General features: G+C 54.5%; 11 protein-coding genes and 1 pseudogene. 7 read left to right on the top strand and 5 right to left on the bottom strand.

Going from position 1 to position 13,631, the window contains the following annotated elements; translation table 11 throughout:
- The first annotated feature begins 34 nt into the window (after window positions 1-34).
- The 3 genes from DS878_RS03795 (at window position 35) to DS878_RS03785 (ending at window position 3,904) form a co-directional block, all read left to right on the top strand.
- Window positions 35-1,711, top strand: coding sequence for a long-chain fatty acid--CoA ligase (locus DS878_RS03795; protein WP_113814601.1), 1,677 nt, complete (start codon window positions 35-37; stop codon window positions 1,709-1,711).
- Window positions 1,704-2,741, top strand: coding sequence for an MBL fold metallo-hydrolase (locus DS878_RS03790; protein WP_113814600.1), 1,038 nt, complete (start codon window positions 1,704-1,706; stop codon window positions 2,739-2,741). Before DS878_RS03795 ends, DS878_RS03790 begins: the two co-directional genes overlap by 8 nt.
- A 116-nt stretch (window positions 2,742-2,857) precedes the next feature.
- Window positions 2,858-3,904, top strand: coding sequence for an AraC family transcriptional regulator (locus tag DS878_RS03785; RefSeq protein ID WP_113814599.1), 1,047 nt, complete (start codon window positions 2,858-2,860; stop codon window positions 3,902-3,904).
- Between the two features lie 11 nt (window positions 3,905-3,915).
- On the opposite strand, the pseudogene DS878_RS03780 reads toward DS878_RS03785, so the two are convergent.
- From DS878_RS03780 to DS878_RS03760, 5 genes and pseudogenes are all read right to left on the bottom strand, one after another.
- A pseudogene (locus tag DS878_RS03780) lies at window positions 3,916-5,475 on the bottom strand (long-chain-fatty-acid--CoA ligase); the annotation flags it as partial.
- 47 nt (window positions 5,476-5,522) lie between these two features.
- Window positions 5,523-6,857 carry a TRAP transporter large permease gene (locus DS878_RS03775; protein ID WP_113814597.1) on the bottom strand — a complete coding sequence of 445 codons (1,335 nt, stop codon included), beginning with the start codon at window positions 6,855-6,857 and terminating at the stop codon, window positions 5,523-5,525.
- 41 nt (window positions 6,858-6,898) lie between these two features.
- Complete coding sequence (locus tag DS878_RS03770) at window positions 6,899-7,444, bottom strand: TRAP transporter small permease (protein WP_113814596.1); 546 nt, start codon at window positions 7,442-7,444, stop codon at window positions 6,899-6,901.
- A 76-nt stretch (window positions 7,445-7,520) separates the two neighbouring features.
- The gene (locus DS878_RS03765; RefSeq protein WP_222837429.1) at window positions 7,521-8,615 is read right to left on the bottom strand and encodes a TRAP transporter substrate-binding protein; all 1,095 of its coding nucleotides are present in this window, start codon (window positions 8,613-8,615) and stop codon (window positions 7,521-7,523) included.
- Window positions 8,616-8,810: 195 nt separating this feature from the next.
- Window positions 8,811-9,725: a LysR family transcriptional regulator gene (locus DS878_RS03760; RefSeq protein WP_113814595.1), complete on the bottom strand. Its 915-nt coding sequence runs from the start codon at window positions 9,723-9,725 to the stop codon at window positions 8,811-8,813.
- Between the two features lie 174 nt (window positions 9,726-9,899).
- On the opposite strand from DS878_RS03760, the gene DS878_RS03755 reads away from it, so the two are divergent.
- From DS878_RS03755 to DS878_RS03740, 4 genes are read left to right on the top strand one after another with little or no spacing between them, the layout of a single operon-like run.
- Window positions 9,900-10,898 (top strand): ABC transporter substrate-binding protein, encoded by a 999-nt coding sequence (locus tag DS878_RS03755; RefSeq protein ID WP_113814594.1) that lies wholly within the window; start codon window positions 9,900-9,902, stop codon window positions 10,896-10,898.
- Window positions 10,898-11,731, top strand: a complete 834-nt coding sequence (locus tag DS878_RS03750; protein WP_113814593.1) for an ABC transporter ATP-binding protein — start codon at window positions 10,898-10,900, stop codon at window positions 11,729-11,731. The genes DS878_RS03755 and DS878_RS03750 overlap by 1 nt, the downstream gene beginning before the upstream one ends.
- Window positions 11,721-12,509 (top strand): ABC transporter permease, encoded by a 789-nt coding sequence (locus tag DS878_RS03745; protein ID WP_222837428.1) that lies wholly within the window; start codon window positions 11,721-11,723, stop codon window positions 12,507-12,509. The genes DS878_RS03750 and DS878_RS03745 overlap by 11 nt, the downstream gene beginning before the upstream one ends.
- Window positions 12,509-13,600 carry a ring-opening amidohydrolase gene (locus DS878_RS03740; protein ID WP_113814591.1) on the top strand — a complete coding sequence of 364 codons (1,092 nt, stop codon included), beginning with the start codon at window positions 12,509-12,511 and terminating at the stop codon, window positions 13,598-13,600. Before DS878_RS03745 ends, DS878_RS03740 begins: the two co-directional genes overlap by 1 nt.
- The last annotated feature ends 31 nt before the right edge of the window (window positions 13,601-13,631 follow it).

Here is a 13,631-nt window from a genome sequence, read left to right as displayed (position 1 = left end):
ATAACACGTCAGGCGCGGAGCCGGGAGGACAACTATGAAAGTGGAACAAGACAGGTATTGGCCCAAGGGACTACCTGGGACACTGGAACTGCCGAAGACCAGCCTGTATTACAATCTGGAGGTGGCAGCAGCCCGATATCCGGACAAACCGGCGGTGGTCTTTTATGACTCGGTACTGAGTTACTCCGGGATATTCCAGAGGGTTCAGGCGCTGGCAGGATATCTGCAGCAGGAGTGCGGCATTCGCCCTGGCGACCGGGTTGCCCTGTATTCCCAGAACAGCCCTCAGTACATTATTGGCTATTACGCCATTCTTCGGGCACAGGGGGTCGTGGTTCCTGTTAACCCGATGAACCTGGCTGATGAACTGCAATATTGTGTGGTTAATAGCGGCGCGCGAACAGCCCTGGTAGCCCAGGAGTTGTATGCAAACGCACAGCCGTTGCTGGAATCCGGTGACGTTGAGCACCTGATCGTGCATGCATACTCTGACTACCTGACAGAGCCGACCGATCTTGCTGTACCTGCAGCGGTGACTGAACCAAGGCACAGGCATAGTGGTCGCGGCGTTACCCTGTGGCAGGATGCGCTTGACTGCAACATTACGCCGGCAGCGTTTACCGGGAAGCATGATGACCTCTGCGTCATTGGTTACACCTCCGGTACTACCGGTCATCCCAAAGGCTGTGTTCATTCCCATAGCACTGTAATGGCTGCAATTGCGGCCTCGACTATCTGGCGTGGCGGCTCGCCCGCATTTTCGGCGCTGGCCATTGCGCCTCTGTTTCACTTTCTGGGTATGCAGGGGGGTATGAACGGCCCTATCTTCAACGCTGCAACTTCGGTGCTGATGCAGCGCTGGGACAGGGATGTGGCACTGAAACTGATTGAGCGCCACGGCGTTAGTCTGTGGAGTGCTCCACCTTCGATGATTGTCGATTTTTTCTCGAATCCTGAACTGGAAAACCATGATATTTCCAGTCTGAGCAAACTTATGGGTGGCGGCGCTGCCATGCCGGAAGCTATCTCCCGGAAGCTGGCAGAGGAATTCGACATTGTTTACAACGAAGCTTATGGACTAACCGAGACAGCGGCCTTCATTCTTGGTAATCCCTTAGGGCGGGGCAAACGCCAGTGTCTGGGAATAGCTACATTCGGAGTTGATGCCCGCATTATTGACCCGGCCACCCTGAAAGAGCTGCCGCAGGGGGAAACTGGCGAAATCATCCTGCATGGTCCGCAGGTGATGCTGGAGTACTGGAATGATCCTGAGGCAACGGCGAAAAGTTTCATCGAACTTGATGGGCGGCGCTTTCTGCGCACAGGTGACCTGGGTTACATGGATGAAGAGGGCTATTTCTTCATGGTTGACCGGCTCAAACGGATGATCAATGCCTCTGGTTTCAAAGTCTGGCCCGCAGAAGTGGAAAGTATCATGTACGGTCACCCCGACATTCATGAAGCCTGCATTATTGCGGTGCCTGATCCCAAGCGGGGTGAAACCGCCAAGGCATTGGTTGTGCTCAAGCCGACTGCACCGGCAAACCTCACTGAAGACGATATTATTGCCTGGTGCAAACAGCATATGGCCGCGTATAAAGTGCCCACTGCGGTCGCCATCGTTGATGAGTTACCCAAGTCTGGTACTGGCAAAATTATGTGGCGTCAGTTACAGGACGAGGCACGCAAAGAGAGCATGACCTGTGGCTGAACCGTCAGGTCTGTGTCCGCCACCGGGAGTGGGCGAGCTGGTTGAAGTAGCGCAGGATGTCTTCTGGGCCCGGATTCCGTTGCCCGGGAAGCTGAACCACATCAATATCTGGCTGCTCCGTGAGGAAGACGGTTATTCGGTTGTTGATACAGGAATGCAGTCTCTCGCTGCCGAAGCTGCCTGGGATTCGCTGCTGGCTGCGCTTCCGGAGGGCATGCCTATACGGCGAGTATTTGTGACCCACCTCCATCCTGATCACGTTGGCATGGCGGGATGGTTGATGGAGCGGGGTGCAGAAGAATTCTGGATGACCCGCTTGGAGTACCTGACATGTCGGGTACTGCTGGCACAAGCCCACGATGAAACCCTTCCCGAAGATTTTGCGGAATTTCACCGGGCGGTCGGCTGGCCAGGGTCGGCAATAGAGTCTTATCATAACCATTACCGGAACTATGGCCGGCGGATCTCGCGGCTGCCCAGGCAATATCAGTGCCTGGAGGAAGGCCAGTACCATGTCATAGGTGGTCATCGCTGGCGGATTGTTACTGGAAATGGCCATTCCCCGGAGCATGCCTGCCTGTATTCCGAAGACAGCAAATTGCTGATTTCCGGTGACCAGGTGTTGCCCGGAATTTCATCCAATGTGTCTGTGACGCCTATGGAACCGACGGCCAATCCTATGGCCGACTGGCTCGCATCACTAGAGAAACTGAAAGCGGAGATCCCCGACGATGTGCTGGTGTTGCCAGCCCATCAACACTGTTTTACCGGCTTGCACAAGCGCATCGATGCGCTGATCTACGACCAGAAATGCACCACGGAAAGGTTACGTGTGGCTCTGGATACCGGCCCCAGAAGAGTGATTGATCTGTTTTCAGTATTGTTTGGCCGTGACATACCCCAGGATAATTTCATGATTTTCAATCTGGCAACAGGGGAAGCCCTGGCTTGCCTGAATTATCTCCGGGAATCAGGTGAGGTTTGTTATGAAATCGATGCTCATGGCACGCGCTGGTACCGTCTCCGCTAGGTCCGGCGGGGGTTAAGGAATTGCAAAGATGGCCTTCAGGATTGTTTGATGGTGCTGGCGGGGCGTTCTGTGGATTATGGTAAACCTCTATACCTATAAAAACAGAATGCCACACCATGAAGCAGACACTACCAAAACACACTATTTCAGTTTCCTATGTATACAGTATTCTCCAGGGGGCTCGCAGGCAGGGGTTTGATACAGACTCCCTGTTGTTACAGGCGGGGATTCCGCTATCGCTGCAAAGCTCCCCGTTGTCCCGGGTTTCTCAGGCCCAGTTCGCCAGATTATTGCGGGTTGTTCAGCGCAAAACCAGAGATGAATACTGGAGCCTTTGCTCTCATCCTGTGAAGCTCGGCACATTCGCACAATGTTGTGAATTGATGGTGCATTCCTCAACACTTGGTGATGCTCTGGGGGCTGGTTGTCAGTTTTATCATCTGATGTTGCAGGATTTCACGGTTCGCCTGCAACGCCAGGGCGATTTGGCGTGGGTTCGTCTGCAAAGTCACGGGGAGATTAATAAATGCTCCGAGTTCGCTGAACGGATTTTCATGTTTTTCAGCTATGGCCTGATGTGTTGGATGGTTGAGGAACGCATACCGATTACCCGGGTGCTGATGCGTGGTCAGACATGCCCGGAGCAGCTGGAATCCAGTATGCTCTTCAACGGACCCGTTATGTATGGACAGTCCTGCAACGCTTTCTGCTTTGATGCCAGATTGCTTGATTGCGCCTTACGCCAGGATTGCGCCAGCCTGCGTAGTTTTCTGCCGCGCTCCCTTGGTAACCTCCTGGTCCGTTACCGCGATCGTTCACACATTATCGAGCGGGTTCGGCGCTACCTCAGACAGCACCTTGCCGATGGTTCGGTACCACTTGAACAGGTTGCAGAAGCTCTCGGGATGCCTGCTTATACGCTGCGCCGGAGGCTGCGGATGGAGCATGAGCGCTTCCAGGATCTGAAGGACAACCTGAGGAGGGATGCTGCTATCAATTATCTGGCGTGCCCGAACCTGTCTCTCATGGAAGTGGGGGAACGGCTGGGATTTTCCGAGCCCAGCACGTTTCACCGGGCCTTCAAAAAATGGACAGGGTTGCCCCCCGGGGAGTATCGCCAGGCAGTGCTGGCGGATGATTGTCCTCTGGTGGTTGGCCAGTAAAGGATTTGGGGTTAGCCAACACGACGGTCCTGATTTTCCCAGTAAGGTTCGCGCATTTTGAACTTGAGCAGTTTTCCGGCACTGGACATGGGCATCTCGTCGACGAATTCGATACTACGTGGGCACTTATAGCTGGCAATATGCTCTTTGCAGTGATCTGTCACCTGTTGTTCGCTCAGCTCACTGCCCGGACGCAGTTTGATGGCCGCATGAACCCGCTCCCCCCAGCGCTCATCCGGCACGCCGAATACGGCACACAGCTCTACCTGCGGAAGCTTGAGGATGGCGTTCTCGACCTCAGCCGAGTATACGTTCTCACCGCCAGTCACAACCATGTCCTTGATGCGGTCTACCACATACAGAAAACCGTCATCGTCCATATAGCCGGCATCTCCGGTATGCATCCATCCCCCCCTGAGAGCCTCTGCTGTTTGCTCAGGCTTATTCCAGTAGCCCTGCATCACCATAGGGCCGCGCACAGCTATTTCTCCCACAGTATTGTTGGGTAGCTCCTTATCCATGGGGTCAACAATCCGGATTTCGGCAACCGGAGTAGGTATGCCAGCAGAGCGCAGTTTTCCGGCTTTGCGACCCTCTTCTGTATGGTAATAGGGAGGCAGGACTGCAACAGTTGGCGCAAGCTCAGTCATGCCGTAGGCCTGAGAGAAGTCCACACCCGGTAACTCGTTCATGGCGCGTTCCAGCAGGCTGATGTCCATGGGCGAGGCACCATAGCGAACGGATTCCAGACTACTCAGGTTGCGTACGCCGAAATCCGGATGGTCCAGCAGCATTCTTAACATGGTTGGCACCAGGAAAATCTCCGATATACCGTGTTCCTCTATGGCCCGAAGTACCAATGCTGGCTCAAAGCCGGTAAGAACAACATGGGTGCCAAGACGAATAGATAACCCAAACATCGATTGCATGCCTGCGACATGAAAAAACGGGGCTGCATGCAGGCCTGCCTGTCTGGGGGGGCGTGGTGCGCCCAGAGAAGCCCCGATAGACCCCAGGTAACAGTTGTTGTGGCTGAGCATGACACCTTTGGGCTGTCCGGTTGTGCCGCCCGTGTAGAGAATGGCGGCCAGATCATCGCCATGGCGATTGGCGTCGGGCACTTCGGCGGATGTGCTGATCAGTTGCTCAAAATCGATTGTGCCTTCAGGAGCTTTACCCGGGCCGACAAAAACGATGGTTTCAAGTGCGACAGAATGTTCGCGAATGGCTGGAAGAAGTTCCAGAAAGGTGTCATCTATCAGCAGAATGCGGGTGTCGCTGTCATCCAGGGAATAGGCTATTTCCCGGGCGCTCCAGCGAATGTTCACCGGGTTGACTACGCCCCCGCCCCAGATCACACCATAGAGGTATTCTATGTAGTGGTCGGAATTGCGGGCCAGCATGCCAACTCGGTCACCATGCTGCATGCTCAGGCTTTGCAGGCCGCCGGCCAGACTGCCGATTCGGCTGACCAGATGACGCCAGTTCTGGCGGCGCTCACCATCGACAATGGCCAGCGCATCGGGGCATTCCCTGAGTGCTTTGTGAAGGGGTTGCGTGATGTTCATGACTGCCTCTTGTTTGTCTTGTTAGTAACAGATGTCCGTGATGCCGGGCCTTACATCAGGCTGGGCAGGAAGGTGACGATCTCAGGGAATGCAACCAGTAGCGCGATCGTGACTATATCCATCGCAATGAACCAGGAGACGCCTTTGAAAATATCCCCCAGGCGAACACTGTCATCGACGACGGTTTTAAGGATGAAGCAGTTTATGCCCACCGGCGGTGACACCAGGCCTATCTCCAGGTACTTGATCATAATGATGCCAAACCAGATCAGGTCGTATTCCAGCCCCTGGACGATGGGGATGACAATTGGCAGCGTCAGTAACATGATCTCGATAGAGCCCATGAAGGTGCCAAGGAATATATACAGGGCAGACAGCGACGCAATCACCACAACCGGATGCACATCAAAACCACCAGCCCAGCTGGTCAGGTCGGCAGCGATTCCGGTCAGGGCGGTGAAGGATGTGATCATATAAGCGCCGATCACTGCGGCGAACAGCATGGAAGTACTTTTCAGAGTTTCCAGCAATGCCGTGGAGGTTTTTTTGCGATTCAGGCGACGGGCAAACAGGCTGATAAGAAACGCGATGGAGGCACCGATGGCCCCGGCTTCAGATGGTGTAAAGAGGCCGGAATAGAGCCCGGATACTACAACGGCAATAAGGAGCAGCATGCCCCAGGTGCTTTTCAGAGACCCGAACTTTTCCTGCCAGCTTACCTTTGGCGTAGGAGGTGCCAGCTCCGGATTGATCCTGGCCCGGACCATGACCATGGCGACGTAGATCAGCAGCGAGAGCAGGCCGGGAATAACTCCGGCCACAAACATTGCGGCGATGGACTGGTCAGTGAAAACCGCATAGAGAATCATCAGGATACTGGGTGGAATCAGCGACCCCAGAGTGCCCGATGCCGCAACTACCCCGGTGGCCAGCCCCTTGTCGTAGCCTCGTGCAAGCATCTCGGGGACCGCCATGCGCCCCATTGCCGCGGCAGTGGCGAGGCTGCTGCCACTGATAGCAGCAAACAGGGCGCAGCCAACAGAAGACGCTACGGCCAGGCCACCGGGCATACGCCCCAGCCACATCCGTGCGGTGTGGTAAATGTCTTTGGTGAATCCTGCTTCGGTTGCTATGTAGCCCATCAACAGGAACATCGGAATGGTGGTAAAGGTATATTCTGCCGTGGATGAGTAGGGCAACTCTCCCAGAAAGCTGTTTGCCGTTATAAACCCCTGTTCAAGATCAAAAGTATCGCCCCGGCTGGCCATGACAAAGATCAGACCGCTATAGCCAGTGGCAATCAGTACAACAGCGATCGGAATACGCAGTAGTAACATGGTTACCATGCCAGCTGTCGCCCAGATTCCAATGGTAGTTGGATCCATTGTTCACACACCTGTTCTGTTTGTTATAAAAATGGGTTGAATCAGTGGACTTCGGTTTCTTCAAGAGCCTGAGTGAGTTCTGATTCATGGTCGGGCCGGCTGGATGGGAAAATCAACTGGACGAACATGCGGACACACCACCAGGACAATCCCAGGGGGATCAGGGCCCGGATTGGCCACTCGGGCAGATCCAGTGCGCTGCCGTAGGCGATTACGCCGAACTCCCATGACTCCCAGGCCACGCGGGCACTGAGCCAGGTCATCAGGCCGAAGAATATGACGCCAAGAATCAGTCCCAGGGTCACCAGTACCGATTGGATCTTCCGGGGAAAGTGGTCGGTAATAACCGTGACTTCCAGATGGGCGCCAGCCGACTGAACGTAGCCCATAGGCAGAAATACGATGGCAACCATGATCATTTCGGAAATCAACAGATCGTCAGGCACGGCCTGTGAGAAAAAGGTTCTCCCTACCACAGACAAAAACGTCACGACGACCATCAGTGCCAACAATAGCTGGCTGAAGCGGACAATCTGGCGGTCCACCGAGTTTATTGCCCGTGGAATAGACTGGCTGAGTCTGGTCATGAAAATACCCTCCGTTTATCCAGCGCATCGTTGAAGTACCGGGGCGGAGGTACTGCTGCTGCCCCGGTGACTGCCATCAGTTGCGCTGCCAGGGGTAACCCTGTTCGCGTACTTCCTCCTCAACGTTGTACAACTCTGCAAGAAAGCGCTCGTGCAGTTCTGTTGCTGCGGGGTTGCGTTTGGCAAGATCAGCGATGTACTCATCGACTGCCGGAACCATCTGTTCCTCCCAGACCTTGCGCTGCTCATCCGTCAGCTTGTAGTACTCAACAGGATAATCCGGGCTGTTGTTGAGAAGGTCTACTGCAATATCAACCTCCTGAAGCCCGGCCTGGGCCATTTTCTCACTGAAGACCGGAGCAAGTTCTTCAAATACCTGTTTTTCAGTGTCTGACAAGCTTTCCCAGACTCTGTTGTTCATCACAACAACAATCATGGATTGCCCGATGCCGGGCTCTACCACATATTTTGCCACCTCGTTGTGTTTGTAAGGGGGCATCAGATAAAGGTAACTCTGGGCGCCGTCGATGGTGCCGCGTTCCATAGCGGAATAGAAATCTGCGAAGGTAATGTTGACCGGAGTCACCTTCCAGCCGTTCGCTTTCGCTGCGTTCATTGAACGTGGTGTGAGGCGTACTTTGTCGCCTTTGAAATCGTCCGGTGTAAGGTAGGGGCGGGTTGTGCTCATGTTCACGCGAACACCGCTGGAATAGTAGCCAATGGGGCGAAGGCCACTACGGGCAGCTTCTTTGTCTATGGGCTCGAAGCCGTCGACAGCCCTGCGCCAGGCCTCGACCGCTATGTAGTTGTTGCCCGAACCGAGTTCTGATTGGGATACGGACAGAAGTGGGGTTATCGCCAAAGAGTATTCCGGGGTCATTGGCCCCATATCAGCGATACCGGACTGAATGCCGCGTGCGGAATCCTTGTACTTCAGCAGGCTCTGCGCCCAGTGTATTTTAACGTCAACAGAGCCGTTGGTACGTTTTGCGATTTCATCGCCCCACCAGCGCAGAACCTGGTTGGTAGGACGGTCGGTAGGGGAGGCAGGAGTGGCGTAGTTCAGTGTTCGGGCGTTGGCCAAGGATGCGCTCAGGCCCATGGAGACTGAAAATACAAGAGCGCAGGCATAGGTTACCTTGCGCATATGAAGATGCTTGAGCAGTTTCATTTAAAGACCTCTTGTTTTGATTTTTGTCTTTGTTGCGCAGCTATTTGTTTTGTATGGCGTGGGCTGCTGTAAGCAGTGTATGGGTTGAGTAGAAGCCCACCAATGGCGGATGCGCGGAAGTCGATTGGCAAATTTGTGCAGTGGAGAGGGTTGGCAGGCCTTGCCCGAATCAGGTTACAGAGGCCTGCAGGTTTGCTAAAAGGCCGATAGAGCCAGCTCCATTTCCTGGGCAAATTTTGCGGCGGCGACAGGCAGGGCCCGGTCGTGATGCATCCCCATAACCAGCTTCCCCACAGGAAGGCGGCTGTCGGTTAATGGTAATGCCACAAGGTCGTTAGAAAGCAGGGGGGCATCGGTCTCACGCCGGGGCGAAATTCCTATATCCACCTGAAAACATACGCCGCCCGCCAGCCTGGCGAAATTCCGCATCATTTCATATGAATTCGACTCAAGAGCTGGCTCGATATTAATAGATGAATTGGCAAGGAAGGTGTTCAGCAGCACCCTCCCTCCTAACGATGGCGCTGGCAGGGCTACCGGGTAGTCCAGGCAGTCCAGAACTCGCACTGAATGTAGCCTGGTGAGTGGATGGTCGGCGGCCACCAGGGCCCTGACCCGCTGGTCCATTACCATCAAGGGTCTGAATTTGGCTTCGGCTGGCGGGTTCAGTGCCAGCCCGAGATCGGCTTCAAAATTCAGCACTAGTTGCATAACCTCATCCCTGCCGCAAACGGTTGTTCTAAAGGCGACCTTTGGGTATCTGCGTTGAAAATCTGCGATCAGGCGCGGAAGAAAATCTGCGCTCGCCGCTTCAATGACCGCCAGCCTGACCTCTCCTCGTCTGAGGCCGTTCAAAGCCTCAATTTCTGATCTCATCCTTTCAGTTTCCGACATCTGGCTGCGTGCATAGGCGACAAAAATCTCCCCTGCAGACGTCAACCGGACCCCTCGTGGCAAACGTTCAAAAAGCTGGGCACCTACCTCACGTTCGATGTCCAGAATCCGGCGGTTAACCGCCGAGGACACTATGTTCAGGCGCTCCGCAGCTTTGCGAATCGAACCGGCTTTGGCTACTTCGTCAACGTAGTGAAGATAACGGATGTGCTGCACGATGAAAGTCTCTCCATATGAATGCTGGCGGTGTCCGGAATGGCCAGTTCAGCGCTTGTAGAGTGATGCTTTTTTGGCATCACTATGAGCTAAATTTGTCGCTTGTCAAGCTCACTCGTGAGTCACTATTGTTGTGATGATCCAAAGAACATCCGTTGCATATGAGAGGCAGACATGAAAAACGACCGAATGACCGCAGGCATGGTAAGGCCGATCTTTATGATGTGGCTCACATTTGTTTTTGCCGTAGTTTCACAGGCGGCAGCTGCAAGTGACCTGAAAGACGTGACACTCAGGCTTAAATGGGTACATCAGGCCCAGTTTGCCGGGTTCTACGCGGCAAAAGAGAAAGGTTTTTATGAAGAGGCCGGGCTCAATGTCGAGATTCGTCCCGGCGGTGTCGACTTCCCGGCTGTGCAAATGGTTGCATCCGGCAGCGAAGACTTCGGTATTACCGGAGCAGATCAGATCCTGCTGGCCAGAGAAAAAGGTGTACCGATCACAGCGGTAGGGGCCGTTTACCGGAAAACACCCTTTGCTTTGTTTGCAATGGCGGATTCGGGCATTGAAACGCTGGAGGATCTGCAGGGAAAACTGGCGGGTGTGAAGCTCGGAGGCAATGAGGAGTTGACCTACCGCGCCATGGTTCAGGCTGCTGGTCTGGAAAAGACGGCGATAAGAGAAATGCCGGTTAAATACGACCTGAGCCCCTTGCTGAACGGTCAGGTTCAGGCCTGGCCCGGTTATGTGATTAACGAAGTGATCGCAGTGCAGGAGAAGGGATACGACGTCAATGTCATATCGCCTGAGGACTACGGTATCAACTTCTACGCCGATACGCTTTTTGCCCGCGATGATCTCATTGAATCCGATCCTGCAATGGTCGAAGCGTTTGTCCGCGCAAGTTTCCGGGGCTGGGCCTATGCACTGGAAAACCCGGAAGAAGTTGCCCGTTTTGGTATGAAGTACAGCGACAAACTGAGTTTTGAACACGAGCTGGCGATGATGAATGCCAGTATTCCTCTGCTTGCCCCTGAACAGCCCCCACTGGGCACTATGACCCGGATGGCATGGGAGAATCTTCAGGAACAGTTGCTATCCCTGGAGTTCCTGGACGAGAAGCAGGAACTTGAAAATGTCTACACAAACGAATTCCTGGAACAGAGTAACTAATGCAATCGACAGCCATACAGGCCCCGGCGGACTCTCAGGGCGGTAACGCCCTGGTGGGGGATCCGCTCCTGACTCTTCAGAACTGCAGCCTTACCCTGAACGATACACACATATTGCGAAATATTGACCTGGAAATCAGGCAGGGTGAATTTGTATCCATTATCGGCCCCAGCGGCTGTGGGAAATCCACAACGCTCAGGTTGATGCTCGAACTGCTGAAGCCGGATGCTGATGACAGCTCGGGTGCTGGCAAGGTGATATTCCCGAAGGTCCGGCCGCGCCGCGGCATGGCATTCCAGAAGCCGGTTCTTATGCCCTGGCTTACCGTTCGCGGAAACGTAGAACTCAGCCTCTCTCTGGGGCCGCAAAAAACGCCCCAGAGCCTTCGCAGGGGTAAGGCCGAAGCCGCACTCGAGCTTGTCGGACTGCTCGCTTACGCCAACTATTACCCGAAACAGTTGTCCGGGGGCATGCAACAGCGAGTCGCACTTGCCCGGACTCTGGCGGCTGAACCGGAGCTGCTCTTGATGGATGAGCCTTTCGGCGCGCTCGACGAAATGACCCGGGACACACTGAATCTTGAACTGCTGAAACTCTGGGAGAACCGGGCAAACGGGCTCAAAAGCATTGTCATGGTTACCCATTCGCTGCACGAGGCAGTCAGCCTGTCCGATCGGGTGGTGGTTCTGAGCAGTCGCCCTGCGGGAATACGTACGATTATTGACGTGCCGTTACCGAAGCCACGAAGCGCTGGTTTCGTCAGTATTGAAGAAACTCAGCCTTATCAACAGACAATCGCCAGACTGCGACGGGAGCTGCACCGTGAGGACTGATGTATCCAGACGTATGCCACTCGGGATTCTCAAACGCTACGACGCACTGTTGTACCCGCTGGTGTTTATCAGCCTGTTGCTAGTGGCCTGGGAAGTATCTGTTCATGTCTTTGACATTCCGGCCTATATGCTACCGGCACCGTCTGACGTGCTGGATGCCATGGATTCGGACCTGATTAACCATACATGGGTAACGCTTCAGGAGACCTTATGGGGCTTTTTGATTGCGAATATTGCCGGCTTCTTTGTCGCGGTAATGTTTGTACATTTCCGGCCTGTCGAGTTGAGTCTTTTTCCTGTGGCTATTGCCCTTAAAACCACACCCCTGGTTGCCCTGGCTCCCTTGCTGGTGGTTTGGCTGGGTACGGGGATGGCTTCGAAAATTGCAGCATCAGCCCTGATCTGCTTCTTCCCTGTGTTGATCAACAGTGTGAAGGGCTTGCGGTCCATCGACGCCGAGAGTGATGAACTCTTCCGGACCTATCAGGCCAGCCGGCAGGAAATTTTCTGGAAGTTACGGCTGCCTGCCAGCCTCCCGTATGTCATGTCTGCGCTGAAGATTTCCAGCTCCCTGGCAGTTGTGGGTGCGATTGTCGGTGAGTTTGTTGGTGCAAATGCCGGGTTGGGATATGTGGTTCTGGTGTCGTCGTACCATCTGGATACCGACATTATGTTCTCTGCCATCTTCGCTGCCGCGTTCATCGGGCTGGCATTTTTCTGGATTCTTGAGGCGATTGATCGCCATTTTATTTTTTGGCAGCAGGAAGGAGCTGATTGATGCATTGCCATGTCCATACTATTCCGATTGATCATCCAGGCGACGTGAGCGGTCTCCGCCTTGCTATAGATAACAGTGATATACGAGCCAGCGAGGTTATTGCCATTCTTGGAAAGACCGAAGGCAATGGTTGTGTGAACGATTTTACCCGTGCGTACATGGCCAGCGAGCTGAAGGCGTTGTTCCGGGAATACCTCGGTGCAGAGAAGGCGGCAGCCATTTCCATGGTTATGTCCGGGGGGACTGAAGGTGTTTTGAGCCCGCATCTGACGGTTATCAGCCGCTCAGGAAAGGCCTCGGCGGATAACCTCCGCACCGACGGGAAAAAAGCTTTTGCTGCTGGTGTCGCAAGAACCCCTGTGATCACGCCAACAGCATTGGGCCGGGAAGAACAGATTCGCCTGGTGTCTGAGGCTACCAGGGCGGCTATGAGCGATGCCGGTATTGCCGATCCCGCAGATGTTCATTTTGTGCAGGTAAAGTGTCCGTTACTGGTGTCTTCTGATTTTGCAGACACTGGCGGTACGACCATCACCACTGAAACCTATAAATCCATGGCATACTCCAGAGGAGCGTCTGCACTTGGTATCGCGATAGGGCTCGGAGAGCGCGGGTTTACCGATGCCAATGCCGTTGCCGGACTCAACTGCACGGACTTCCATAGCTACTCAGCCGTTGCCTCAGCGTCGGCGGGCGCTGAGCTGGACTGCTGTGAGGTGGTTGTACTGGGTAACTCCCCTGCGTCCGACGGTGATCTGTTTATATGTCACGACGTTATGACGGATGCGCTGGATGCAGGAGTGCTTGAGCGGGCGTGTCAGAGCGCCAGGGAACTTGCACCGGAAGGGTTCGATATCATCCAGATTCTCGCAAAAGCTGAAGCTGATCCCAGTGGTCGCGTGCGTGGGTATCGCAACACCATGCTGGACGATTCGGACATCAATCATACCCGTCACGCACGATCTGTTGTCGGTGCAGTGCTGGCTGCAGCTATTGGTAACCCGATGATATATGTATCCGGTGGTGCTGAACATCAGGGGCCGCCGGGTGGTGGCCCGTTAGCATTGATTGCCCGTCGCTCCGCCCGTTAGGGGGTTCTGGCTGCCCGCGCCATGCCTGCGT

The organism is Marinobacter sp. F3R11, assembly GCF_003318275.1.
In the GTDB taxonomy this organism is placed as follows: domain Bacteria; phylum Pseudomonadota; class Gammaproteobacteria; order Pseudomonadales; family Oleiphilaceae; genus Marinobacter.
This window is presented reverse-complemented; position numbering and strand designations above follow the sequence as displayed.

Bases quoted from the DNA above. Each gene is read 5' to 3' on its own strand.
- DS878_RS03795 (WP_113814601.1), top strand. From the start codon at position 35: ATGAAAGTGGAACAAGACAGGTATTGGCCCAAGGGACTACCTGGGACA.
- DS878_RS03785 (WP_113814599.1), top strand. From the start codon at position 2,858: ATGAAGCAGACACTACCAAAACACACTATTTCAGTTTCCTATGTATAC.
- DS878_RS03775 (WP_113814597.1), bottom strand. From the start codon at position 6,857: ATGGATCCAACTACCATTGGAATCTGGGCGACAGCTGGCATGGTAACC.
- DS878_RS03770 (WP_113814596.1), bottom strand. From the start codon at position 7,444: ATGACCAGACTCAGCCAGTCTATTCCACGGGCAATAAACTCGGTGGAC.
- DS878_RS03765 (WP_222837429.1), bottom strand. From the start codon at position 8,615: ATGAAACTGCTCAAGCATCTTCATATGCGCAAGGTAACCTATGCCTGC.
- DS878_RS03755 (WP_113814594.1), top strand. From the start codon at position 9,900: ATGAAAAACGACCGAATGACCGCAGGCATGGTAAGGCCGATCTTTATG.
- DS878_RS03750 (WP_113814593.1), top strand. From the start codon at position 10,898: ATGCAATCGACAGCCATACAGGCCCCGGCGGACTCTCAGGGCGGTAAC.
- DS878_RS03740 (WP_113814591.1), top strand. From the start codon at position 12,509: ATGCATTGCCATGTCCATACTATTCCGATTGATCATCCAGGCGACGTG.